We start from the raw sequence: 25,571 nt of genomic DNA on the forward strand, positions 1-25,571 counted from the left end.
TATTAAATAATTAACTCGAATTATAATATTTAATCAAGCGCCATTTTCAAGAAAATAAATTCGGTTAATTCAATCTAGCCCGAAAGACCGGCGGACGGAGGCACGATCGGCGGTGGCCCTGCTTCCGACTGCGGACATGGTCCGAGCGGGTACTCCGGCGACGGTGGCACCCGGGGCAACATCCCTCGTCACGACGGAGCCCGCGCCGACGGTCGCTCCCGCGCCGATCGTGACACCACATAGGATTGTGGCGTTGGAACCGATGGCAGCCCCCCTGCCGACACGAGTGCGCTCCAATGTCCAGTCAGAAGCTTGCTGAGGGCGACCATCCGCGGTCGTTGCCTTCGGATATTTGTCGTTCGTGAACACCACGCCATGACCGATGAACACTTCGTCCTCGATTGTGACGCCTTCGCAGATGAAACTGTGCGATGATACTTTGCACCGCGCGCCAATCTTTGCTCCCGCCTGGATTTCGACGAAAGCTCCGATCCTGCTCTCATCACCCACCGTGCAACCGTACAGATTGACCAGTTCCGGGTGAACGATGCGGACATCGCGACCAAGTTCTACGTCTTGTGTGATAGGCATATCGCGCACTCCGAATGATGTCGTAGAACCGCTATGGCGCCGTCCGCGAGGGCCACAGCCCCGGCGCCATTCTCGCCAAGCCGGCTGCGGCGTAGTGAAACTGCTGCAGGAGCGGGTGCCCAGTGACCATCAGTCCAAGCCAACAACAGAGCACAGCGACGGAAAAGGCTGACGCCAGCCCAGCACCCGAGGTAAGGCCTCCAGCTTCCGTCAGCGCCGCGCAAATAGACACACCGGCAATCACCAGAACCGTTACAGCTCCGCTTCTCCATAGGGTGCGTACAAATTCGGCGGGCCGAAGGCCGAGTTGTCGTCCCAGAAAATAGAACGCAACCAACGCCTGAAATGGCAATGTCACAAGAGCGGATGCAGCAACGGCGTGCACGCCAAGGAACGAGGCGCCCAAGATGACCAGAAGTGATGGTGGCAGCGAAATCAACGACGAGATCAGCGCATCCTGAACCCTTCCGACCGCAACAAACATCGGGTAGGTCAGGCACGCCGCGAAAAGCGCAAGGTTTCCGATACAGAGCAGCTGCACCAGCGGGACGATCTCCAGCCACGTCGGGCCGAGCCAGATCAGAATGATCGGCCGCGCCATGATCGCCATAAAGACCAGGAACGGCCACTGCACGGCGGAGAGCAGCTGGATGGCCTCGAGATAGACGGCCTTGAGATCACCACCCGCTTTGCTTCGCGCAACAATTGCCGGCATGACGACCGGACTAATCACCTGCGTGACCAGCTTGTCGAATATCTGTGTCGAGGCGGTCGCGCGGCTGTAAAGGCCGACAGCGGTGAAGTCGAGCACTCTGGCCAGAAACAGCTGCGGCGCCAGGCCAAAAAACACATTTACGACGCTCACCGCGCCCGAGTAGAGGCCGAAACCGACGATCTCTCGGCAATCGATCAAGGATGGCCGCATCGCACCGAAATCTCTCCGCCATATCAGCAGCATCACGGCCAGCACCCCGTTGCCGGCCACCCCTCCCCAGAGCGGGGCCATGTAGCTGAAGTGGGCCATTGCGAGGCCGACCGAAACGACAGCGATCGTCGTACCAGCCGCCAGATTGCAGATTGCGAGCACGCCAAACTGCATCTCACGACGGAACAATGCGGCTATGGTTCCGGAGAACGGCAGCAAGAGAAGATTTAGCGAGGAAACCTCGATCCCTCGGCCCAAGCGGTCCAGCTCGAAGAAGCGCGCGATCGGCTGGGCAGACACGAACAGCACGAAAGCCGTGGCAGCCGAAATCATGAGGGTAATCGTGAACGTGGTCTGCACGCTCGCGCGCGACAACTCTCGCTTCTGAATCAGATAGCTTGCGCCCGCAAATTCCTGGAAGCAGGCCGCAATGATGGACGTGACGGCGTTCGCGACGGCATAGATGCCAAACTCTTCCGGGGACAGCAAACGGGCAAGCACGGCGGTCACAACAAAGACCAGCAGCAGGCCGACGTAACGGTCGAGCGCCGAGAACAGAATGGAGCGCTGCACGGACTTCATTGCGTCGTCTGTCATGTCGGTCAGGTGAGCTGGATCGCCGCGCGCGTCATGCTATCGCTCTGGCGCGCTGCCGGGTTCCGTAAGGCTCGCGCAGCAAGACGGGCGCACCCTGCTTTGCGATCGAGCACGATGCCGCCTCCAGAACCTCGATCACGTGGAGTCCCGAGATGCCGCTGGAAATCGGCTGGCCACCGGTGCGGATGCAATCGACAAAATGATCGACCTCGGTCTGTAGCGCCTCCATAGTCGAGATATGCGGAGCCCACATGTCGCCGGCGCGATATCCGATCCGGAATTGATGTGCATCTTCGGGAGGCGCGTCGAGCGTAATTCCCTTGTCATAGACCTTGATCTTTTCGGTCGGCTCGAGATCGTCGTAGACGATCATCTTCTTGCTGCCACCGATGAAAGTCTGGCGCACCTTGACGGGCGACAGCCAATTGACGCTGACGTGGGCCACGCATGCGTTGGCAAAGAACAGCGTGATATGCGCCATATTTTCCGGCGAGCCGACAACGTGGCACGAGCCGGTTGCCGAGACCGCGATCGGCGCTTCATCGAGGATATGGTGGATGATCGAGATATCGTGCACCGCCAAGTCCCAGATCACATTTACGTCCTTTTGGAACAACCCGAGACTCGCGCGCGTGCTGTCGTAGTAGTAAATGTCGCCAAGTTCTCGGCTCAGCAGGAGCTCCCGGATCTTCTGGACCGCCGGCGTGTAGAGGAAGGTATGATCGACCATGAGCGTCAACCCACGCCGATCTGCCTCTTCGATCAAGCGGGTCACGAGCTCAGCGCTCGGCGCGAGGGGCTTTTCGACCAGAACGTGCTTCCCGGCTCTCAACGCCGCAATTGCCAGCTCGTAGTGCGTATGCACCGGCGTGGCGATAGCGATTGCATCGATACGGACGTCCTTCAGCAAATCTTCGTAGCGAGAGGTCGTCTCTATCGCCGGGTAAAGCTGCTTCATCGCGCCGAGCCTGCCTGGGTGCAGGTCGCTCACGCCGACGACGCGGGTGGCAGGATTGATGGAGAAATTGCGAACGAGATTGGGTCCCCAATAACCGCAGCCCACGACGCCGATTCCCAGTTGACTGTCTCGCATGCTAACCTCGATGCATCCAGGTGATACGCCTCAAATCATCCCATTGCCGACGATCACTTCACGCCGGGCACTAGGTCCGCGCTGGCATGTCCTGCCATATGCCCCGGGTATCTATGACGTCGAGATGTCGGCGCTCCGATAGGGGCACCATCTTGAATTCGTCATGATCGACGAGGAGAACCGCGATTTCGCAACTGCGCAGAGCCTCCTCGATGTTCACGAAAGCGACACGGTGATCGGCCAACTGAGGCGGCAGGCGGCGAAGGTTCGGCTCAACGACCTTGACTCGTTCTCCGTACTTTGCCGCGAGATGCGTGGCGATCTCCATGGCGGGACTCTCACGCAAATCGTCGACATTGGCCTTGAAGGTCAATCCACAACAAGCGACGTTTGCATAGGGATGATCGTCGATCAGCGCCTCTGTACGTTCGATGATCTTCTGAGTTTTGGCGTTGTTGACTTCCCGGCTCGTTCGCATCACCCGAGCGAGGTCTGGTGCGGAGTCGATGATGAACCAGGGATCGACCGCAATGCAGTGCCCGCCTACTCCCGGTCCTGGCCGCAATACGTTTACGCGAGGATGGCGGTTGGCGATGTCGATCACCTCCCAGACATTGATGTCGAACCTGTCGCAAATCAACGAGAGCTCGTTCGCGAATGCTATGTTGGTATCGCGGAACGCGTTTTCCGTCAGCTTGACCAATTCGGCTGCCCGCGCTGTGGTCCCGACGCAGGCGCCGCGAACGAACATTTTGTAGAAGCGTTGAGCACGCCGCGTGCATGTTGGCGTAATTCCCCCAATGCACCTGTCGTTGTTGATAAGCTCTGTCAGGATCCGTCCCGGCAACACGCGTTCTGGACAGTAGGCGACGTAGATCGCTCCGTCTTCCTTGCCGTTGACGCCTATGTGCAGATCCGGCCTGCGTTCGACGATACGTTTTGCTATGGCCTCGGTCGTCCCGATCGGCGATGTCGATTCGAGGATGACGAGATTACCCGGCGCAAGGATGTCGACGATTTGGTCGACTGCAGCATTAACGCTTGAAAGGTCTGGACGGTTTTCGCGGTCGATCGGCGTCGGCACTGCGATGATGAAGACGTCCGCAGGCTGCGGCTTGGTGGCGGTCGTCAGGGCACCGCTCGACACGACCTTGGAAACGAGACCATCGAGATCGGGCTCCGCGATGTGAATCTTTCCGGATGCGACCGTATCGACGATACGCTCGTTTGTGTCGATGCCGACCACCTGCATTCCCCGGCTCGCAATCAGCGCTGCGGTCGGGAGCCCGATATAGCCAAGTCCAACGACATTGATCTTCTGAAATTCAGGCATCGAGAAGCACCTTCACGATACGCTCGCTCGCGTGCCCGTCACCGAACGGATTATGCGAACGGGCCATGGCGGCATAAGTCTCGTCATCGTCGAGCAAGCGAAATGTCTCGGCAACGATCTTGTCGTAGTTCGCGCCGACCAGGCGCGCCGTCCCGGCCTCCACCCCCTCAGGACGCTCGGTCGTATCGCGCATCACCAGGACTGGTTTGCCAAAGGTGGGGGCCTCCTCCTGCACGCCACCTGAATCCGTCAGGACCAAATGGGACAACGAGAGCAGACTCACGAAGTCCGTGTATTCCTGAGGAGAAATGAGGACGACCCTCGGGTGATCCGACAATCGGGACGCGAACAAGTCGCGGACGTTCGGATTCGGATGCACTGGGAGCACCACAGCAACGTCTTCCCTTTGCAGGATCGTCTCCAACGCGTTCACGATGTTGACGACACCGCCGCCGAAATTCTCCCGGCGGTGGCAGGTCACCAAAATGATGCGCCGATTGCCGTGTCGCTTCTTGATGCCGTCCCAGCGGCACGAAAGCCCCGGATCGGATTCGACCATGGCTTTCGCGAAGATGAGCGCGTCCACCACCGTGTTTCCGGTGACATGGATGCGGTCGTCCGAGACGTTCTCAGAGCGCAGCGCGCGGGCAGCGCGCTCTGTCGGCGCGAAATGCTGATCGGCGATCGACCCGACGATCTTGCGGTTCACCTCCTCGGGCCACGGAGCGAAGATGTCGCCGCTGCGCAGTCCCGCCTCGATGTGCGAGACCGGTATCCGGTGGTAATAGGACGCCAGCGCGCCGACCATGGCAGTCGCCGTGTCGCCTTGGACGATAACCCTGGTAGGCTTCACCTTGTCGAGGAGCTCACCGACTTCTCCGAGCAACCGGGCCGTTAGATGATCCAGCGTCTGATTGGCCGTCATGACGTTCAGATCAAAATCCGGAACTACCTTGGCAAGCTTGAGGACCTGATCAAGCAGCTGTCGATGCTGTGCCGTCGCACAGATCGTTAGCGAAATGTCCTTGCGATTCTCGGCCTTGAGTCGGTTGATGACCGGAAAGAGCTTGATGGCTTCTGGTCGGGTTCCCAAAAGGATGAAAAAATGCTTGCGCACGTCTCACCCTCCGATCCGGCTCGGGCCGGGCGGCACGGCGCCCGGCGTGCCAAATGTATGCCCTATCGCTTGCTTGGCGAGCGCTTGCAGCAGGATGCCCGCAAACAGCGTGTTCGTTGTGGCGTATCGCCACCACATCCGCCCGGGCTCTTGATAGATGCGGTAAAGCCATTCGAGGCCCAGCCCCTGAATCCGCGCCGGCGCGCGCCGAACGGTGCCTGCAAGGATATCGAACGCACCGCCCACGCCCATGATAAAGGGTACGCCGAGCTCGTCACGATGGGCGGCGAGAAAGCGCTCTTTCCGTGGTGTCGGCATGCCAATGAAGAGACAATCGGCCGCGCTGGACTGGATGTCCCGCACGACCTCCCTTTCCTGCTCCGGCTTGAAGTAACCATCGTGCCAGCCGGCGAAGACGAGTGAGGGATATCTCTCTCGCGCGCGCTGCATTGCCTGCTGCAGGACGGCGGGGGTGGCTCCCAGGAAGTAGGGCTTGTAACCTTCCCGCGCACATACCGCGAGCAACTCGGCCAGGAGATCGACGCCGGCGACTCGGGAGGTTGCCGGCAGCCCTAGGGCTCGGGCACCCCAGAGAATCCCCATGCCGTCGATGCTGACGATGTCGCTATTGGCGACATCGGCCGCGAGCATGGGATCCGATCGCATATTGACAAATTTGGCAACGTTCAACGCGACATGCTGCAGCCGTCGGCGGCAACGCATGGCGCCGCGCGCGAGCTCGACGGTTTCCGCCATTGTCAACAGGTCGATGGGGCAGGCCAGGAACGATGCACGCATTTGAACCGACCCTCCGAAACGCAATTTGTTTAAGTTGCATTTAAGATTATAATAACGATAATAATTGGCTACCATTTAATTGCAAGGATTAAATGCATCAACCTCCTTCAGAGACGCCAAAATAGCGCGCCGACAGATATGCCGCAGGCCAACGTGAATTAAATAGGGAATCACCAAAATGATCTCGGTCATTATTCCCCACCTCAATCAGGCTGACGCCCTGGAAGCCTGTCTGCGAAGCCTGGATGCGCAGACCCTGTCACGGGATTTGTTCGAGATCATCGTGGTGGACAACGGCTCGACCGTACCGCCGATAGACGTCATTGCCGACCATTCCGGCGTCAGGCTGGAGCACGAAGCGCTTCCCGGTCCGGGCCCGGCGCGAAACACAGGCGCAGCTTGCGCGAGAGGCGATATCCTCGCTTTTGTGGATGCCGACTGCCGGGCTCATCCGGACTGGCTGACCGCGATCCGTGAGGCGTTCCAGCAAGCCAGGGCGGCGACGATCCTTGGCGGAGAGGTTCGCATCAGGCCTGCCGCCGAAGGGCGTTTCACCGCGATCGAAGCCTATGAAAGCGTTTTTGGCTTTCGCAATCGCTTGTACGTCACCAAGCACGGCTACTCCGTCACGGCAAATCTGGCGGTTCGCCGCGCCGACTTTGCGAGGATCGGACCTTTCCCGGGCATACAGTTCGCGGAAGATATGCAATGGGGACAAATGGCCATCCGCGCCGGCTGCGAATTTCGCTACATTCCCGGGATGATCGTGTTCCACCCTGCGCGCCGCTCGCTTCGAGAGCTGTATGCGAAATGGGACCGCCAAATTGCGCACTACCGCAACACCGCACAGGCCGCGCGCGGCTGGCAGCTGCGCTGGTTTGCCACGGCCCTGCTCGTCCTGGTATCACCGGCGGTCGGCGCCATCACTGTACTGACGAGCGGACGCCTCCATGGGATAAGCGCGCGCCTCAAAGCGATTGCCGTTCTCTGCGCGGTTCGCAGCCATCGAACGACCAGGATGCTGGCCCTGCTCCGGAGAGAGGGCACGGTTGTCTGGAATCGCTAGCCGAGCGCGCTGCCGTTGCGCTGCGGCACGCCGCCGGCCGGGCCGGCTGGCTGTTCGAACGCGACGTTGTGACTGAGATCCTGCAGGTCGGTACGCCGACCGAATGACCACAAAATCCAACCGAGCTCGTAACTGCGGCACTCGAGCCGAACGCCCACATTTTGGCGGTCGATCAGCTCTCCCCCGCTCTCGCGCCAGACGTTCTTGATCGCGCGCAACACCCGCGGCGCCTTGGTCGTCAGTTCACCCTTGCGGACCTGCGAGCGGATCGTCAGGTTCAGTTCAGGCACGAGCATGGTCCGGCCCAGCTGGTTCTGACCGAGTACCCAGTTGAATCCCTTGACCAGCGCTTCCCGCGCTCCCCGTCGTCCAAAGCGCTCGGCCCATTCCAGCAGCGCAGGGGCCATTCCATACTGATGGACCGAATAGATCTCGTAGAAATCGAGGATGCGGCCGCTCGTCGCATCGAAGAACCACGGCCATTCACCTTGGGGACCTTGCAGCGCAATCAGATCGCGCACGCAAGTATCAGCCATGACGAGCGCGGACGCATCGCCGGTGAATTCGCCGTACTGATAGCAGGCGATGGAGAGATAGGTTTGCGTCGCAAATGATGCGAAACGGCGACGAAAACCGGACGGCGCGTCGAAGAACAATCCGGAATCGCCATGGAAACGTTCCTTCAGGAAACGGTAGAGCGGGCCGGCGAAGCATAGCCACTCCTTCTCGCCCTCCCTCGCCTGGGCGATGACACCCGTCAGCAGCATGCCCAGATCCTGCGCCCGGAAAGCGTGCCACCGCGACTGATCCGAGAGAACCGCTTTCAACTCTCGCCTGACTGGCTCCGGAATCGGGAGGCGGAGCTCGGCGGCGGCCCACAGCGCCATGCCGAATGCATATTTGCGCACGGGGAGCGCGGTAAGCTTCATGGCATTTCGATAGAAGATCTCCGGGAGATCAATATCAGCCGGAAGTTTCGCGACCCGCGACATCCCAAGCAAGACGTTGAGAGTGTAGAACACGTCGCTATGCGGCAGCGACTCGTGCGGCGAAGCGGGCCGGTCGAGGTGATAAACATGCGACCAACGACGCTCCGCAGGCAACCAGCAGCGTTCAAGCCCCTGCAACGCGTAGTTCACCAGGGGCGAGTTTGATAACGGCGCCTTCGCTCCAGCGGGCACTATGAATTTCACACCAGAATTCGGACTGATCATCATTTCCAGTACACCATTGTAAATTCGGCTCAGTACTCCCGGATGCTTTCATCCAAGCCGCGAAGCAGGGGATAGAGAAAATATGAAATCACCGTTCGCTGTCCGACCTTCATCTCGGCGGTGACCGCCATACCAGGCATCAACTGAACGCGCTCGGACGGCAGCCGAAGGTGCGTGTCCCGCAGATCGATCAGTACGCGGTAATAGGGAGCTGACGACCGGCGCACACCTTCGGCCTTCGCCTCTGGCGAGAATGAGTCCTGACTAATGACTCCGACCTCGCCAGTAGCGGTGCCGTACTTCTGAAATGGAAATGCCTCGAACTTCACTCGTACGGCCTGCCCGACCGCCACCTGCCCGATATCCCTACCCTCCACGTTGACCTCCGCCCGGAGCGTCTCGTCCCGTGGAACCAGCACAAACAAAGTCTCGGCCTCGCGGACCACCGAACCCACCGTCCGATTGGCAATGTCGAGTACCACCGCATCCGCCGGTGCATTCAGCACGATCAGCTGCCGACGGAGCTCCGCCTTTTTGAGCTCTTCGGCAGTGCCATCCCGCTTTGGCAACGTCTCGACAAGTTCCTGATAGGCGCCGCGGCGAAACTCGGCAGCGAACACCTTCTGGTCTGCACGGGCCTTGTCCAGACGATGCGTGTTGTCGACGATGCTGCCACGGACTCGCGCCAGGTTGCTTTCGACCTCCAACCGCGCATCCCGTGATAGCAGGAAGTTCAGTCTTGAACCGACCTCCTTGGCCATCAACGCGCTTCGCATGGCTTCAATGGACTGCATCGTGTCCAGCCGCTGGGCCAGGACCAACTCCTCGCTCTGAGCCGTTTTTAGATTGGCCTGTGCGGACGCAATCTGTGCGTCATAGTTCTGGATCTGAAGGTCGTAAGCCGCCTTCCTCTGGAGGAATACCCTTCTCTGCAGAGCTTGGTCGGCGTTCGCCGCCTCATCGAGGCCGTAGTCCGTGCCGTCCAACTCGGCTCGAAGCCGGCCGATGGAGGCGTCGAGACCCGCCAGGCGACCGCGCAGTTGAGCAAGATCGGCTTGAGAGAATGTCGGATCGAGGACCGCAAGCACGTCGCCGCGATTGACGGCGTCGCCGGCCTTGACGCGAATCTCCCGAATAACCGACGTTTCCAGCGGCTGTACGACCAGGTTCGGACGCGTCGTGATCAACTTACCCTGCGCAGTCACAATCATATCAACGCGAGACACGCATGCGAATGTGATCGCCGCAGCGATCAGGGCGACGACGCAATAGAGCGTGATCCGTCCCACACGCGGTGGCGTCTGCTGCTCGATCTCGGCTGCGTCTGATTGAAATTGCGCGACAAAGCGAGGATCTGTGGGCGCGGACCTCATGAGCCGGCGTCTCGTCCGTGAACCGGACGGAGACCCGGATCTGCCTGAGGCTGCTTCAGCTCTGATCTTTTCAGCCGCAGTCATGCGACCTGCCTCGTCTGCTGGTTCCAGAGATGCCTGTAGAAGCTGCATTTCGACAGCAGCGCGTCATGACGATCTACATCGACGACCCGTCCACGGTCGATCACCAAGATCTGGCTTGCGTCCGACAACATCGAAAGCCGATGCGATACGATGACGACGGTCCGTCCCTCCGCAATACGTCGCAGATTGCGCCGAATGATCGCCTCGCTCTCGGAATCCAGTGCGCTGGTGGCCTCATCGAGGATCAGGATACGCGGGTTGACGATCAAGGCCCGCGCGATCGCAAGCCGCTGCTTCTGCCCGCCTGACAGGTTCGATGCCTGCTCCTCGAGCATGGTGTCGAACCCCCTCGGCAACCGCTCTATGAACTCGTCCGCACCGGCGAGCTGAGCCGCCCGGACGACCTCCTCGAACGTGGCGTCGCGCTTCACGCATGCGATATTTTCGCGCACTGTGCCCCGGAACAGGAAACTGTCCTGGAGCACGATCCCTAGATTCCGTCGCAGATGGGCGAGATCGATCTCGCGCGAATCGTGACCGTCGATGCGCACCAACCCCTGCTGCACCGGATACATTCCCGCGATCAGGCGTGTCAGCGTTGTCTTGCCCGAACCGCTCCGGCCGACAATTCCGAAGATCGAGCCGGGAGCGATCGAGAACGACACGTCGTCCAGCGCCGGCGTTCCCTCCCCATAGCGAAACGTGACGTTTTCAAACTCGATCTGCCCGGCGAAGTCGGGCCGCACGCCTTCGCGACGACCGTCGCGTTCCAGCTCCGTGTTCATGACCTCGCCGAGCATCTTAACGGCGAGCGCAACCTCTTGATATTCATGCACCATGGTCACCATCTGCACCAGCGGCCCCGAAACGCGTCCCGCCAGCATGTTGAAGGCGACAAGTGCGCCGATCGTCATCTCGCCGCCGAAGACATCGAGCGCACCAAGTGCGACGATGCCGAGCGTCATCATCTTCTCGAGGAAACCGGTCAAGGCCTGAGCGCCCGCCGAGATTTTTTCGACGCCAAACCGCATCGATACCGACTGCGCGCAACGATCGTCCCATGTCCTGTTCTGGCCGGGCTCCATGGCCAACGACTTCACGGTACGCATGCCGTGCACGGTCTCAACGAGGAGCGCCTGGCGCCCGGCTTCGGCCTGATAAAGCTGGTAGAGCCGCCGTCGGAACGGTCCCATCAGAATAGCAATCACGCCCGCGCTGATGGCGGTGAATGCCAGCACGACGCACGTCAGCTTGATGCTGTAAAGCGCCAGAACAGGCAGAAAGACGAAAAGCGAAAGCGCGTCCAAGGCGGTCAGGAACAGTCGGCCGGTCAAGAACTCACGGATTCGTCCGGCCTGCTGCATGTGCTTCACCAACACGCCGGCCGAGATGCGCTCGAAGAAGGTTACCGGAAGTCCCAAAAGATGCCGAAACGTCCTGGTCGCGACCCGGATGTCGATCTTGTTCGTGGCATAGAGCAGCAGGTAGCGCCGCAAGAAGCTGAAGACGGCGTCGAAACAGAGCGCAAGGATCGCGCCAGCCGAGAGCACGTAGAGTGTCGTGAGGCTCTCATGGACAAGAACCTTGTCGATCACGAGCTGAAAGAAGATCGGAAGCGCCAGCCCGAGCGCATAGAGGAACACCGCAGCAATTGCGACGTCGGAAAGGAGCCGCCACTCCCGCAGCATTTCGGGTATGAACCAGCGCAGCCCGAAGGGCCTGTGGCCCTGCGATGGGGAACTCTCGCGCTTGAACAGAACGACCTTTCCGGTCCACCTGGCACAGAAGCGGTCCGCATCGACCAGCAGGTGCTCTCCCGTCCGCTCGGCCAGAGGATCAAAGACCGTTACAGCGTCGCATTCCGGGCCGGCGCCGACCACGAGGACCCAGTTGAGGTTCGAGAGCTGGACAAGAGCCGGATAGGCCTCGCCGAGCTGGCATATCGCCTTCCAATCGAGCTGCGCCGTGCGGGCGCGAAGGCCCGCATCATGAGCCATGCGGAGCAAGAGATCGGTCGAGATGCCGGTCTCGTCGACGGCATAGGCGTGCCGCAACCGATCAGAAGGCAGATCGATACCGTGATGGGCAGCGATCCTTGACAGGCATTCAAGGGCCGTTTGAGCAGCCCGACGCGGCTCGTCCTCAGACGACGGCGGTTCTGGTTCGAACCTCTCGATTTCAACGGAAGTTGGTTGAGGCATTGGAAGATCGCGGATTGTCCGAAACTGACGAGGCTGGCTCGACGCGCACACTCGCCTGTGGCGCGGCCATCGGCGTCCTGGGCCGAGAGCGCTGGACGACGCCGGCGTCGACCAGACCCTGAAGCGCGTTCTGCATCACCTCCACGGAGTTCGCGAACGACTCCGCCGAAAAGATCAGCCTTTGCCGAAAGACCTTCTTGGGCGCGTTGTTGGCATCACGTTCCGTGGGCGAGAGACTGACCAAGTCGACCCGCACGATCGACCCGCCAATTGTGACCTCGTCAATCCCGTCAGTATAGAGCTCTGTATGCATTGCGGTTCTCCTATGCTGCTAGCTGCGGCCTGAAGAGGACGTCAACCGCGTAGCTCGTCGCGTTGAAGGTGTTGGTGGGGAAGAGACTTCCGGATCCGTATGCATAGACGCCGTTTCCGCCACTGGACGCGGATGACGGAGCGGTCAATGGTCCGTTGGTTACCGAACTGGCAAATAGATTCGGATCGTCCGAGTAGTTTCCCGCAGTGTGGTAGGAGGCGACATAGGTCGTGCCCGCCGTGATCGTGACCGGCGTCGCGAAATTGACCTGCTGCCAGCCGCTCGCCGTCTCATTGGTAAATGTGGCCGTCGCTAGCAGGGTCCCGGTGCTGCTCCAAAGATCGGCGACGTGAGTGCCGGTATTGGATGGTCCCTTGTAGAAGCGCAGCCCCATGACGTCGCCAGTGGTGGACGCCTGGAACTTCATACCGAGCTCAACCGAATTCGGATCATTCACCGTCACCACGCTGGGCGTTGGATTCGAGCTGAACAGGCTTACGGTGCTTGCTGACGGCGCGTGAACGGTCACGGTCGCACTTGCGCTCGCCGTCCCGCCTCGACCGTCCGAGATCGTGTAATTGAACGAGGCCGGTCCGGTGTAATTGCTCGCCGATGTGAACGTCACCGTATTGTTCTGGGTGCTGAAGCTAGCGGTCCCGTTGACGGCCCCGCTGACCCCGGTGATTGTTAGCGCATCCCCGTTAGGATCGGTATCGTTTGCGAGGAGTGCCGAACCAGAAATGCTGAGTGGCACGTTTTGGGTGGCGTTGAAGCCGCTGTCGTTGCTGGCGATCGGCGGCTGGTTCGTGCCGCCACTCCCGTTGCTGAACAACACATCGACCCAATAGTTTGTCGCGCTGAATGTACTGGTTGGAAACAGATTGCCTGTTCCATAAGTGTACACACCATTGTTGCTCGCGGGAGCCGTGAGCGGCCCGTTCGTGCGTGCGGCGGTAAAGTAGTTTGACGTCGTCGCATAGCGTCCGTTGCTGTGGAAGCTCGCCACGTAGGTGGATCCGGCCGCAATCGAGACGGGGCTGCTGAATGTGAGGGTTTGCCAACCGCTGCTGGTCTCGTTGGAGAAGGTTGCGCTCGCGAGAAGCGTTCCCGTGCTGCTCCACAGTGAGCCGGTGTGAGAGCCGGTGTCGTTTGCACTCTTGTAGTACTTGATCCCGGTAATCGTGCCGGCAGCGGAGGATGTGAACCGTACGCCGAGATTGACCTGAGATGTGTCGGACGTCGAGAGCACCGAAGGCGTATCGGACGCCGAGAACAAGCTGACCGTCGAGGAGGCCGTGCCCACTGCTATGTTGAACGTCTCGCTGGCCGTGAGTCCGCCGAGATCAGTCGCGGCGGCCTTCACACCGAGCGTGCCGACGTCGGCCGACGCCGGCGTGCCACTGAAAGTCCGGGTCGACGCATTGAAAGCCAACCAGGCGGGAAGCGCCGAGCCGTCGGCCGCAGTTGCCGTATAGGCGAGTGAATCCCCGGAATCCACATCGGTGAAGGTGCCGGCCGGCAGCGTCAGCGAGAAGGCCGAACCAACCGTTGCAGTCTGGTTGCCGGTTTGGGCCGCCAGGACCGGCGCATCATTGGCGCCATGAATGGTGACTGTGAGCGTAGTCGACGATGTTGCGCCGGCGGCGTCACGCATCGTGTAATTGAACACGTCCGTCAGCGTGGTAGTCGATAGCCGCAAGGCTTGGACGGCAGAGTCAGTTTCATTGACGGTATAGGTGAAAGCACCCGAAGCATTGAGCACGAGACTTCCGTGCGCTCCATTCAGCGCCGAGCCCAGCGTGCCGGAAGTCGAACCGAAGCTGACCGCAGTCACGGCCTTCGTATCGCCTGCGTCCGGATCCGTGTCGTTGGTCAGAACGTTTCCCGTGGCGGGTGAGCCGCCGCTGCCGTTACTGACACCGCCCTTCTCGGTCGCGTCACCCGTGTCGGCGACGGCGGTTGGCGGGGCGTTCGCGGTCGTTGTCACGACAATATTGAACGTTTCGCTCGCGGTGAGGCTGCCGAGATCCGTCACAGCTGCCTTCACACCCAGCGTGCCGACATCCGCTGACGATGGCGTACCGCTAAAGGTTCGAGTTGATGCGTTAAAGGTCAGCCAGGTGGGAAGTGCGGAGCCGTTCGCCGCTGTCGCACCATAGGTGAGTGAATCGCCGGAATCGACGTCGGTGAAGGTGCCGGCCGGCAGCGTCAGCGAGAACGCCGAACCCACTGTCGCGGTTTGGTTACCGGTCTGGATCGCCAGCACCGGTGCATCATTGGCACCGTGAATGGTGACTGTGAGCGTGGTCGAGGATGTTGCGCCGGCGGCATCACGCATCGTGTAATTGAAGACATCCGTCAGCGTGTTGTTCGCAAGCCGCAGCGCCTGCACGGCGGGATCCGTCTCGCTGACCGTATAGGTGAAGGTCCCTGAGGCGTTGAGCACGAGGCTTCCATGCGCGCCATTCAGCGCTGAGCCGATCGTGCCGGGGGTCGAACCGAAGCTGACCGCAGTTACGGTCTTCGTATCGCCGGCGTCCGGATCGGTGTCGTTGGTCAGCACGTTTCCAGTGGCGAGCGAACCGCCGGTGCTGTTATTGACGCCGCCCTTCTCGGTGGCGTCGCCGGTGTCGGCCACGGCGGTCGGCGACCTGTTCGTAGCGGCGGATCCATTGAAGACCACGTCGACAAAGTAGTTGGTCGACTTGTAGACGTTGGCCGGGAAGACGGTCCCGGTTCCGTAGGCGTACACTCCATTCCCCGCCGCTGGCGCGGTCAACTGGCCGTTCGTAACTGAGCTCGTGAAGTAGTTCTGAGTGTCGGAATAATTTCCGTTGGTGTGGTAGGACGCGACATATGTCGTTCCCGCGGAAATGGCGATCGGGCTCGCGAAACTGACCTGCTGCCAGCCGCTGGCCGTCTCGTTCGCGAAGGTCGCCGTACCAAGGAGCGTTCCCGTCGAGCTCCACAGATGCGCGACATGGGTACCGGTATTCGACGATCCCTTGTAGAAACGAAGACCGGTTATCGTCCCGCTCACAGAAGCGGAAAACTTGACTCCGACCTCGACGGAGCTCGTATCACCCGAATTGGCCACGCTCGGCGCGGCGTTTGTGGCGAACAGGCTTTGCGCGGAGACGGGATAGTTGACGTTGAGGAGAACCTGGCCGGTTCCGGTGGCCTCGCTCGTGTCAGTGATCGTATAGGAAAATTGCGCCGATCCCGCGAAATTCGCGGTCGGAGTGAACGTCACTGTCTGAGCCTGAGCGTTGTAGCTTACGCTACCGTTGATTGGGCTGCTCACGCCGGTGATCGAAAACGACAGGCCGGCCGGATCCGTATCATTGGCGAGCAGCGCCGATGCCGGAATGGTCAGAACACCGTTTTCGGTTACGTTAAAACCGCTGTCATTGTTGGCCTGTGGCTGCTGGCTGGTATTTCTGAAGACGACATCGACCCAATAATTCTGAGCCTTCACAATCGAAACAGTGTTCGGGAAAAGCGGTCCGGGACCGTAGGCATAGACACCGTTGAGGCCGCTGCCTGTCGCCGTCAGCGCACCGTGCGTATGGCCGGCATTGTCGAAATAGAAGTCGGTCGTAGAGTACTGACCGGTATTCGTGTGATAGGAGGCGATGTAGGTGACCCCGGCCTGCACATGGACCGGTGTCGCGAAATTCACCTGTTGCCAACCACTCGCGCTTTCGTTGGTGAACGTGGCGCTCGCAAGCAGTACGCCATTCGTCGTCCAGAGATCGCCCAGATGCGTCCCCGTGTTCTGCGGCCCCTTGTAGAACCGGATGCCGGTGATATCGCCGGACTCGGCGGCGACGAACTTCACACCCAATTCTACAGCGCCGGCGTCGTTGGTTGTGACTACGGCCGGCGTATCGGTCGGATTGAAGATCGTCAGGTTCGACGAAGGCGTGACGGTGTAAGCAACGCCCTGGCCGGCCGTCTCGAGGTTCAGGCTGTCGTCCACCGCCCGGCTCTTGATGTTGTACTGGCCGGAAGCGCCAGCGGAGAATGTATACGACCAGGTCACATTCGCGATGCCGACTCTGCTGCTGGCGGGATGCCACGTCTGTCCACTGTCTGCCGAGACTTCAACACCGCCGATGACGCCGCCCGCATCGCTCGCCGATCCGGTGACGGTAACCGACTGGCCCTCCGGGATGCTGCTGGCCGAGACGTTCGTGACGGTGGATGTTGGAGCAGTGTGATCAGTCGATTGGGAAGCAATTACCAGACTCGCTTGCAGCGTCGCGGGTTGCACGCCCATGTCGGCGAGCACATTGACCGTTGCTTGCTGGACGTTCGGATCAATCGGCGTAGCGGACCCAACCACCTGGTCGTGATCGGAGGCGAGGCCCCACGACCAGAACACCGTGCCGGCCCCGAAAACAAGGGCACCGCTGACCGGGTCGCGAAACTCGACCAGATTATGAGTTGCTGTTCCGTTGCCCGTGGTGTTGCCGTAGTCCAGGAGATATTGGCCGGTGATCTGCAGCGTCGAAGACGACACATTTACCAGTCCAGCCGGGCGGAAGCCGTTATCAGGCGACGAATCCCACTCATAACCGAGCAGATTCTGTACAAGCGAGGCGGTTTGGCCCACCGGCGTATTGGCAACCGACGTATTGCGCCAGAAGCGCAACTTCGTCATGTCGTACGGAATCCGGATAATATCCGTGCGATCGGAGTCCACCTGAAATACCTGGCCGGTGAGGGCGTTGGAAGGGATTCCCGACAGGCCTCCAGTCGACGCAAAGCGCGCGTCCATGAAGGTGCCAGTCGCCGTTCCAGTTGGGTCGATCAACTGATTGGCGTGGGTGTCCTTGTACGAGATCAGGGTGCGGTTGGCCGTCTGGCTGGCATCGATACTGGGCGCGAGTCTCGTTTGCCAATACACTTCGTTGCCACTGAGAAACATCAGATTGACGCCGGCACGGCCGGCCGCCTGGACGTTGGAAAACTGGCTGTCGGTCCAATATTCATCGTGACCGACATCCATGTAGACTTGATGGTTGAGCAGGAGTGATCCGCTGGTCGCAGCGTCGATGCCGGAGATATAGGAGACGTCGTATCCGTTCTGCTCAAGCCAGTAGATCGCCGGATATTCCGCCGAGAACACCATATCGTTGGCGGTGCCGTACAGACCACCGTCACGCGTCGTAATGGGGCGGTTGTAGCTTACGGCATAGGCCGAACCGTTGATGCCAGGTCCGTTGCCGGTGTAAAGATTGGCTCCGCCCCAGGGGTTGTAGGCTTGCCATGTCTGATCGGCCGTCTGAAATACCACAGCGCTGTGCGACGCATCGTTGCGGATGACGAATGGAATCTGGAAGATCTGCGTTCCGTCGATGACGTTGGCGATGTACACGCCAGAAACGGCGTCAGTCGGTATGCTCCATGAGTCGGTCACGCTCCAGTTGCCGGCGTCGACGAGGCCCGTCGATGCGTTCTTCAATGGCGCCGGCTGCACAACCGAAGTTGCGGCCTGATGCTGTACGGTCGTAATCAGTCTGGCGCCGTTGCCGCCGTAATAACCCAGCCGGTAGATATCGATACGATAATTCGGATTGCCCGTCTGGTTGTTGATCTTGAATTGAACGGTGCCGCCGATGTTGGTACTTATCGCTGTCGTGAACCCCTGGATTTTCGTTGAGTCCGCGCCAGGGTCGATCTGCCAGATATTTGGCGATGTGCCTTGTTTCTGATTTTCCAGTACGATCGGGTTCGTGACTGGGTCTGCAACGAGCGTGCCGCCCTGCCCATCACTTGCAAAGGTCCAGTTCGTATCCTGGCCGGAGAACAGCAGAGTGACATTGCCGACTCCATTGCTGAAATCGACTGTGCTGATGTTTGAGCCCAGGTCGTAATGAACGGAGGCCGACATCGTCGACGTGAAAGCGAAATCCCTGAGGTCGATCAGATTGCCGGTTGAAAGCGGTCGGTCCGGCGACGAGCTCCCGATCAGGCCATGAAATTGGGCGGAGCGATCGAGAACCAGGGTGCCGACGTCCGTCTCGAACGAGACGGTTATTCCGTAAAACGAACCGTTCACGAGCTGTCCGGAGACCGAGCCTCCGATCTCGAGTGCCGATTTGTCGGAAATCGCGAAGGCGCCCGACCCGCGGACATCACCTTTGAAGTCCGCTGCGGCAACCCCCTCGCCGCCGGGTGATCCGACCTTGATGCTCCCGTTATTTATGGCGTTACCTTCCACCACGAACGACGAGTCTTCCCCGAGCGCGATCGTCACACCTGCTTCAACGATCAAACTGCCCACATCGACATTGGCTCTGGTCGTGACAACATAGGATCCAGGCGCGCCAATGAAGGCGCCGTGCGCCGCCGTCGGAATACCCGCACTCCAATTCGTGGCGACATTCCAATAGCCGCCGCTCGAACTTATCCAATGTGTCGTACCGGCTCGCGAACGCGAAGACGCGGCCACCGCTCGCAGATCGGAGCTTGAGGAGAGTAGCGAGCCGAGGCTGTCCGGGCGCGTCAGGGTGCTGGTCGTCCTCCACAGCCAAGCAGCGTCTCTGCTCCGGATCGCATTCCAGAGGGGCGCACCGAGCAAGTCAGCATCTATCTGGCCGAAATCACCCTCTTCCGGGAGGAGCGGCCTTGCCGGCCGATGGAAGACGCTCGCCTTTTGATTCAACATGGCCAGCCCTCGAGCTTCGCAAGCGAAGTATTTAATTTAAAAGAACCGCGCCGGTCAATTAATTAAATCGTAAATAATAATTTTAAATCAGCCATCGATTGCGACGCCGGAGCGCGCCCCGGGCAACCGCAGGATTTCATTGAGGTATCTGCCGTATCCGCTCTTCTCCAGCGGCTGAATCAGTTCAAGAAGCTGATCTTCATCGATGAATCCCTGCCGAAAGGCGACCTCCTCGAGACAAGCCACCTTCATGCCCTGTCGTTTTTCAAGCGTCTGCACAAAGGTCCCTGCGTCGAGAAGCGACTCGACCGTGCCCGTGTCCAACCATGCAAAGCCCCGTCCCATGCGCTCGACGTGGAGAGCGCCGGCCGCGAGATAGCGCATTTGCAGATCGGTGATCTCGAGCTCTCCCCGCGGCGACGGCTTGACACGGCGGGCATATCGCACGACCCGGTTGTCGAAGAAATAAAGACCGGTGATCGCCCAGTTCGATGTCGGCTTTCTCGGCTTTTCCTCGATTCGTAGTGGGCGGCCCGCCTCGTCGAACGTAACGACGCCATATCGTTCGGGATCGCGCACGTGATACGCGAACACGGTTGCGCCTTCCTCGCGGGCTGCCGCCCTTGTGAGAAGTTCGCGCAAGCCGCCGCCGAAGAAGATATTGTCTCCGAGCACCATTGCGACGCGATCGGTTCCGATGAAATCGGCACCTACGATGAAGGCTTCCGCCAGGCCGCCGGGACGAGGTTGCTCCGCATAGCTGAGGCTAATCCCCCACTGGCTTCCATTTCCGAGCAATCGCTCAAACTGAGACCGGTCTGCCGGGGTCGTGATCACCAGGATTTCGCGGATTCCTGCCAGCATCAGCGTCGACAGCGGGTAGTAGATCATCGGCTTATCATAGATGGGCAGCAACTGCTTGCTCACCACACGCGTGATCGGATAGAGCCGCGTTCCGCTGCCGCCAGCCAGGACTATTCCCTTCAGCATCGGTGTCTCCTTTTCCGACAAGTTGGTCGAGACAGGTTTCGAGAGAGTGGCGCCAGGCCGGCAATCGAATTCCAAACACGCGCTCCACTTTGGACGAGTCCAGGCGGGAGTTCAGGGGCCTGCGCGCAGCGCAGGGGTACTGCTCAGTCGTGATCGCTTCCAGCGCCGGCGGCCGCACTCCACGACGGGATAAACCATCGAAAATTGCCTCGGCGAAGCCGTGCCAGCTCGTTGTTCCCTGGCCGGACACATGGAAGATGCCTGCCGCGATGCGGCGATCATCTGTGATCGACCGCTCTGCGATCTTCAGGAGCGCTGCGGCCAGCTCCGCTGCTGACGTCGGGCTTCCGTGTTGGTCGCAGACCACCCTTGCGATTGGGCGCGTTTCGGCCAGCCGCAACATCGTCCGAACGAAGTTGCTGCCTGTTGCGCTGTAGATCCAAGACGACCTGACGACAGTCGCGAGAGGATGCGCCGCCAGAACGGCCGCCTCGCCGGCCAACTTTGACGCGCCATATGTGTTCAACGGCGCCGGAACGTCGGTCTCGTCGTAAGCCTCGCTCTTGGCACCGTCAAAGACGTAATCCGTCGATAAATGCACAAGCGGAATGTTTCTCTGCCATGCGACATCCGCTAACGCAGCTGCACCATCGCGGTTGACACTGAAGGCTTTTCCGACTTCCGACTCTGCCCGATCCACAGCCGTATAAGCCGCGGCATTAATGATCATGCAGGGGGCGATCGAGGCGACCGTCCTGTCGATCCCGTCCCGGACTTCTAGGTCGAGCTCCTCACGTCCGAGGGCCACTGCAGATAGGCCGCTAAGCGCAGCGAGATCACGAAGGCAACTGCCCAATTGGCCGTTTCGACCAGCAATCAGAATCGGTCGTTCGATCATGGCAACCTCAGTGGCGGGTGGCTGGGAGACCAAGGCGCGCGCCGTCGTAGACCATATTGCGAGCCCGCGCCCACCAGGCGCCGCTGGCCAGATACCATTCCACCGTGTCGGCGAGACCTTGTTCGAAGCTTCGGGTCGGCTGCCATCCCAGCTCGCTGCGCGCTTTGGACGCATCGATTGCGTAACGTGCGTCGTGTCCCGGACGGTCCGGCACAAACGAGATCAAGGATCGCCTCGCTGTCGGCCCCGGACGTAGTCGATCAAGCACGTCACAAATCTGGGTGACTACCTCCAGGTTCGAGCGTTCGCTATCGCCGCCGAAATTGTACTTCTCTCCGGCCCTGCCCTCGAACAGCAGCCTGATCAGGCCTGCGGCGTGATCGTCGACATGAAGCCAATCGCGCACATTGCTGCCGTCGCCATAGACAGGCAACGGCTTGTGCTCAATCGCGTTGAGAACCGTCAGGGGAATGAGCTTTTCCGGGAATTGGAATGGTCCGTAATTGTTCGAACAATTGGAGACGATCACCGGCAAGCCATAGGTCTTATACCAGGCGAGCGCGAGGTGGTCCGAGGCGGCCTTGCTCGCCGAATAGGGTGAACTCGGCCGGTAAGGGGTATCTTCCCGGAAGCAGTCGACCGGCCCCAATGAACCGTAGACCTCGTCCGTCGACACGTGAATGAACCTGAACTGACTTCGCCTCTGGCTTGAAAGCCCGTCGTAATATCGTCTGGCAGCTTCCAGTAGAGTATAGGTACCGACGATGTTGGTGCTAACGAACGCTGCCGAGCCTGTAATCGACCGATCGACATGGCTCTCCGCTGCCAAGTGGATGACTGCGCTTGGCTCCCACTCGTGAAACAAGCGAGTGACCGCCTCCTGATCGCAGATGTCATGCTGCTCGAATCGATAACAGCTGGTACCTTCGATGGATGCCAGCGAGGCCAAATTGGCCGCATAGGTCAACTTGTCGACATTGACGACCGAGGCACCGGCTTCCAGCACCAACTGTCGACAGACCGCAGACCCGATAAATCCCGCTCCTCCGGTCACCAGGACACGCATGCCACGCCCTCTATTCAAACACTGAAGCAAGCTGGTCGAAACGGGGAAGCGCCCGATCCTTCGGTGAAAGCTGGGCCGCCGAGGCCCTCACCGGCCACTCGATAGCCAATTCCGGATCGGCCCAATGGATGCCGGCGTCGTGGTCCGGAGAGTAGACCTCGTCGACCTTGTAAAAGACCGTAGTTTGAGGCTCGAGCGTACAGAAACCGTGAGCGAACCCTTTTGGAACGAGCAACTGCTCGTCAGTCTCGCTATCCAGTTTGACCGAGACGTGCCGGCCGAATGTCGGCGACCGCCGCCGAAGGTCGACCACCACGTCAACGATCGCTCCCCTTAACACGCGAACCAGCTTGGTCTGCGCGAAAGGAGGCTGCTGGAAGTGCAATCCGCGAACCGTCCCGACTCGCTCCGAGCAGGATTGATTGTCTTGGATGAAATCGTGAGAAATTCCTCTTTCGGCGAAAGCAGAGCGACGAAACGTCTCGCAAAAATAGCCGCGCGTATCGGAAAAGCGTTTCGATCGGACCAGCTTGACATCCGGAATCGCCAAACTTCGCACTTCCAGCATGACCGCACGCTCCGATAAGCGGCGCTAGCGCCCGGACGGTCGGCCTATTCTCCCCATGTCCTCCCAACTGAGCGGCGCAGCAGACCAAGTCCGCCTCGCTCAGTTCGCGACAAATATCGGGTTTAATCGGACGCCGGCCCTTCATCGAGTTAATTTCCAGACAATTAATGCCTGAGCCAGATTTAATTGGCAATACAAAATTTATCAGATATATTATTTTAAATACGGCCGCGGATTCGAATTATCGCCTACGGCCCCGTGCTCCCGCGCGACTGTCAATAGCCGAGAGAATTGTCCGATGCTTCAGACCAATACGCTCCAAACCGATGGGGCACGTCTGCCCTCCTCCATGCCAATGCAGGCGGATCGCCAAGACGCCGCGGGCATCGGCGAGCTCATTAAATTGGCGCTCGTCTTTATAAGGCGGCAATACCTCGTCATCATTTTCACCACCGTCCTGGCAGGTGCCGCCAGCCTGATATATCTCCGACTGGTTTCGCCGGCCTACACGGCGCAGGTTCAGGTCCTGTTCGAAAACCCGAGGGCACAATTCCTCCAGAAGCAATCGTTGCTCTCCGAACCGATCGTCGATGTCACTCAGATCGAAACGCAGCTGCAGATCATCAAGTCGCAGGCAACCGCTGCGGCCGTGATCAAGCAGCTAAAATTGGGCGATCATCCGGATTTCAAGGAGTCCCGGTCGCTGCAGTCCTGGCTACTGAGCTGGCTTCGACGATGGCGATCGAATGCGTCGGAAGCTGCGCAATCTGCCGCGCCAGAGCAACTCTCAGAAGCCGCCATTGCGAGCTTTCTGGATCGCCTATCTGCAGGTCGAGTTGGCTACAGTCACGTTATTGAAGTCAACTTCACCTCGAGCGATCCAGCGCTAGCGGCGGAAATCGCGAACGCAATTGCCAAAGCCTACATCAACGATCAGCTCGACGCGAAATTTGAAGCCAGCCGCACTGCAACAAATTGGCTGCGGGAACGGCTGCGAAACCTCGGTGAGGAGGCGTTGACCGCCGAACGTGCCGTTGACGCTTACAAATCTCAGAACAACATCGTTTCGCCCGGTGGAAAACCGATCGACGAGCAGCAGATCACGGAACTCAATACTCGGCTGGCTACCGCCCGTGCGCAGAGTTCGGAGGCTGCGGCCAAGCTGTCCCGCTACGAAACTCTCCTCGGCACCGACCCGGCAAAACCATCCGCGATAAGCAATCTGGATGCCATCGGCTCCGACGCGATGAACAGTCCAATCATTACGTCGCTACGCCAGCAATATCTCGAACTCTCCAGGCGTGAGGCCGAGTTATCGGCACGCGTCGGGCGCGACCATCTGGCGGTCGTTAACGTCCGAAACAGGCTCCGTGAATTTCGGGTCTCCATTCTAGACGAGGTGAGGAGACTTTCCGAGATCAGCCGCAGCGAAGCCGAACTCGCAAAGCAACGGCAGCAGGAGATCGAAAAACGTCTGTCCGTTGCCATTGCGCAGTCGCGCCTCACGAACTCGGCAGAGCTGACGATAAGAGATTTGGAAAGTCGCGCAAAAAGCCTGCGGGCCCTCTACGATACCTTCCTTCAGCAGTACATGGGCTCGACGCAACAGGAGACCTTCCCTATCTCTGAAACCCGGGTCATCTTCCCCGCCTCCGCCGCTCAAACCAAGAGCAAACCGAAGACGAAGGTCGTGCTGAGTTTCGGTCTTCTGGGTGGCCTCGCGCTGGGACTACTGCTCGGTTTCGTGAGAGACGTAATGGACCGCGTTTTCCGTACCTCTTCCCAGCTCGAGGCCGCGCTGGAACTGCCGTGCCTGTCTCTCGTGCCAATCCTGAACTTACCCAAGCCGCAGAGGCCGTCAGCCCGGCTTCAACAGACGCAGGAAGACTCGAGCCAACGAATACTTTCGACCGCTCCGGACATTCATCGCGCCGTCGTAGGCATGCCCCTGTCTCGGTACACGGAGGCCATCCGTGCGATCAAGATTGCGATCGATCACAGCCCGGCAAAGACCCCCAACCAGGTGATTGGCCTGACGTCAGCTCTCCCAAACGAAGGCAAGACCACGATTGCTGCTTCCGTGGCGCAACTTATCGGACACAGCGGGAAGAAGGTCATCATAGTGGACTGCGATCTCCGGAATCCATCGCTCTCGGCCCGTCTCGTCCCGAAGGCGGTGGATGGCATTATTGAAGTCATGAACGGTGATCGCCCACTCGAGGAGGTGGTATGGCGGGATCCGAGGACAAATCTTGCCGTTCTTCCGGCCGTTCAACGCGGGCCCGTACTTCACTCGAGCGAACTTCTGTCCGACAGCGCGATATGCAAGCTCTTTGATCGCCTGCGACAAAGCTATGACTATGTCATTGTAGATCTTCCGCCGCTGAGTCCGCTTGTCGACGTACGGGTCACGGCGCCTCTGATCGATTGTTACGTTCTCGTCGTCGAGTGGGGACGCACCAAGATCGAGGTCGTTCAGCATGCACTGCACACTGCCCCGACGATCTCGGACTCGCTGATCGGCGCAGTCTTGAACAAGACGGACATCAAGGCAATGGCGCGATACGACACCCATCGAAGCGACTACTACGACGACAGTCACTATGTTCGTTACGGTCTTTCGAGCTCTTGAGCGGCCCCCTCGCCGCGCACCATCACGATTTGCGCG

At 59.8% G+C, this 25,571-nt stretch carries 17 protein-coding genes; 2 read left to right on the forward strand and 15 right to left on the reverse strand.

Annotation, left to right across the window (positions count from 1 at the left end; all coding sequences use genetic code 11):
• Positions 1–69: 69 nt before the first annotated feature.
• The 6 genes from CIT37_RS25620 to CIT37_RS25645 all read right to left on the reverse strand — a co-directional run bounded on the left by CIT37_RS25620 (position 70) and on the right by CIT37_RS25645 (position 6,454).
• The gene (locus CIT37_RS25620) at positions 70–591 is read right to left on the reverse strand and encodes an acyltransferase (protein ID WP_038970400.1); all 522 of its coding nucleotides are present in this window, start codon (positions 589–591) and stop codon (positions 70–72) included.
• A gap of 31 nt (positions 592–622) precedes the next feature.
• Positions 623–2,113 carry an oligosaccharide flippase family protein gene (locus tag CIT37_RS25625; protein WP_038974204.1) on the reverse strand — a complete coding sequence of 497 codons (1,491 nt, stop codon included), beginning with the start codon at positions 2,111–2,113 and terminating at the stop codon, positions 623–625.
• Positions 2,114–2,144: 31 nt separating this feature from the next.
• Positions 2,145–3,206, reverse strand: coding sequence for a Gfo/Idh/MocA family protein (locus CIT37_RS25630; RefSeq protein WP_038974205.1), 1,062 nt, complete (start codon positions 3,204–3,206; stop codon positions 2,145–2,147).
• A gap of 70 nt (positions 3,207–3,276) precedes the next feature.
• Positions 3,277–4,539: a UDP-N-acetyl-D-mannosamine dehydrogenase gene (gene wecC / locus CIT37_RS25635; RefSeq protein WP_038970402.1), complete on the reverse strand. Its 1,263-nt coding sequence runs from the start codon at positions 4,537–4,539 to the stop codon at positions 3,277–3,279.
• Entirely contained in the window at positions 4,532–5,656 is a 1,125-nt protein-coding gene (gene wecB / locus CIT37_RS25640) for a non-hydrolyzing UDP-N-acetylglucosamine 2-epimerase (RefSeq protein WP_095426581.1), read from the reverse strand. The genes wecC and wecB overlap by 8 nt, the downstream gene beginning before the upstream one ends.
• 3 nt (positions 5,657–5,659) lie before the next feature.
• Positions 5,660–6,454: a WecB/TagA/CpsF family glycosyltransferase gene (locus CIT37_RS25645; RefSeq protein ID WP_038974206.1), complete on the reverse strand. Its 795-nt coding sequence runs from the start codon at positions 6,452–6,454 to the stop codon at positions 5,660–5,662.
• Between the two features lie 178 nt (positions 6,455–6,632).
• Here CIT37_RS25645 and CIT37_RS25650 point away from each other — a divergent pair, with 178 nt between their 5' ends.
• Positions 6,633–7,520 (forward strand): glycosyltransferase family 2 protein, encoded by an 888-nt coding sequence (locus CIT37_RS25650; RefSeq protein ID WP_095426580.1) that lies wholly within the window; start codon positions 6,633–6,635, stop codon positions 7,518–7,520.
• Here the strand turns inward: CIT37_RS25650 and CIT37_RS25655 are convergent.
• From CIT37_RS25655 to rfbC, 9 genes are all read right to left on the reverse strand, one after another.
• On the reverse strand, positions 7,517–8,737 hold the full coding sequence (locus CIT37_RS25655) for a hypothetical protein (RefSeq protein WP_244611278.1): 1,221 nt from the start codon (positions 8,735–8,737) through the stop codon (positions 7,517–7,519). The genes CIT37_RS25650 and CIT37_RS25655 overlap by 4 nt on opposite strands.
• 26 nt (positions 8,738–8,763) lie before the next feature.
• A complete protein-coding gene (locus CIT37_RS25660) occupies positions 8,764–10,191 on the reverse strand; it encodes an HlyD family type I secretion periplasmic adaptor subunit (protein ID WP_038970405.1) in 1,428 nt (475 codons plus the stop codon).
• Positions 10,188–12,392, reverse strand: a complete 2,205-nt coding sequence (locus CIT37_RS25665) for a peptidase domain-containing ABC transporter (RefSeq protein ID WP_095426579.1) — start codon at positions 12,390–12,392, stop codon at positions 10,188–10,190. The genes CIT37_RS25660 and CIT37_RS25665 overlap by 4 nt, the downstream gene beginning before the upstream one ends.
• Entirely contained in the window at positions 12,370–12,705 is a 336-nt protein-coding gene (locus CIT37_RS25670; RefSeq protein WP_038970406.1) for a hypothetical protein, read from the reverse strand. Before CIT37_RS25670 ends, CIT37_RS25665 begins: the two co-directional genes overlap by 23 nt.
• 10 nt (positions 12,706–12,715) lie before the next feature.
• A complete protein-coding gene (locus CIT37_RS25675) occupies positions 12,716–19,381 on the reverse strand; it encodes a DUF4082 domain-containing protein (RefSeq protein ID WP_095426578.1) in 6,666 nt (2,221 codons plus the stop codon).
• Between the two features lie 87 nt (positions 19,382–19,468).
• The gene (gene rfbA / locus CIT37_RS25680; protein WP_081494267.1) at positions 19,469–20,371 is read right to left on the reverse strand and encodes a glucose-1-phosphate thymidylyltransferase RfbA; all 903 of its coding nucleotides are present in this window, start codon (positions 20,369–20,371) and stop codon (positions 19,469–19,471) included.
• The gene (rfbD, locus tag CIT37_RS25685) at positions 20,280–21,269 is read right to left on the reverse strand and encodes a dTDP-4-dehydrorhamnose reductase (protein WP_049801695.1); all 990 of its coding nucleotides are present in this window, start codon (positions 21,267–21,269) and stop codon (positions 20,280–20,282) included. The genes rfbA and rfbD overlap by 92 nt, the downstream gene beginning before the upstream one ends.
• Before the next feature lie 7 nt (positions 21,270–21,276).
• Complete coding sequence (gene rfbB, locus CIT37_RS25690) at positions 21,277–22,335, reverse strand: dTDP-glucose 4,6-dehydratase (RefSeq protein ID WP_028143637.1); 1,059 nt, start codon at positions 22,333–22,335, stop codon at positions 21,277–21,279.
• A gap of 10 nt (positions 22,336–22,345) precedes the next feature.
• The gene (gene rfbC, locus CIT37_RS25695) at positions 22,346–22,903 is read right to left on the reverse strand and encodes a dTDP-4-dehydrorhamnose 3,5-epimerase (protein WP_028143636.1); all 558 of its coding nucleotides are present in this window, start codon (positions 22,901–22,903) and stop codon (positions 22,346–22,348) included.
• Positions 22,904–23,201: 298 nt separating this feature from the next.
• Here rfbC and CIT37_RS25700 point away from each other — a divergent pair, with 298 nt between their 5' ends.
• Positions 23,202–25,535: an AAA family ATPase gene (locus CIT37_RS25700; RefSeq protein ID WP_095426577.1), complete on the forward strand. Its 2,334-nt coding sequence runs from the start codon at positions 23,202–23,204 to the stop codon at positions 25,533–25,535.
• Positions 25,536–25,571 lie beyond the last annotated feature (36 nt).

The sequence above is a fragment of the Bradyrhizobium ottawaense genome (genome assembly GCF_002278135.3).
Lineage (GTDB): Bacteria > Pseudomonadota > Alphaproteobacteria > Rhizobiales > Xanthobacteraceae > Bradyrhizobium > Bradyrhizobium ottawaense.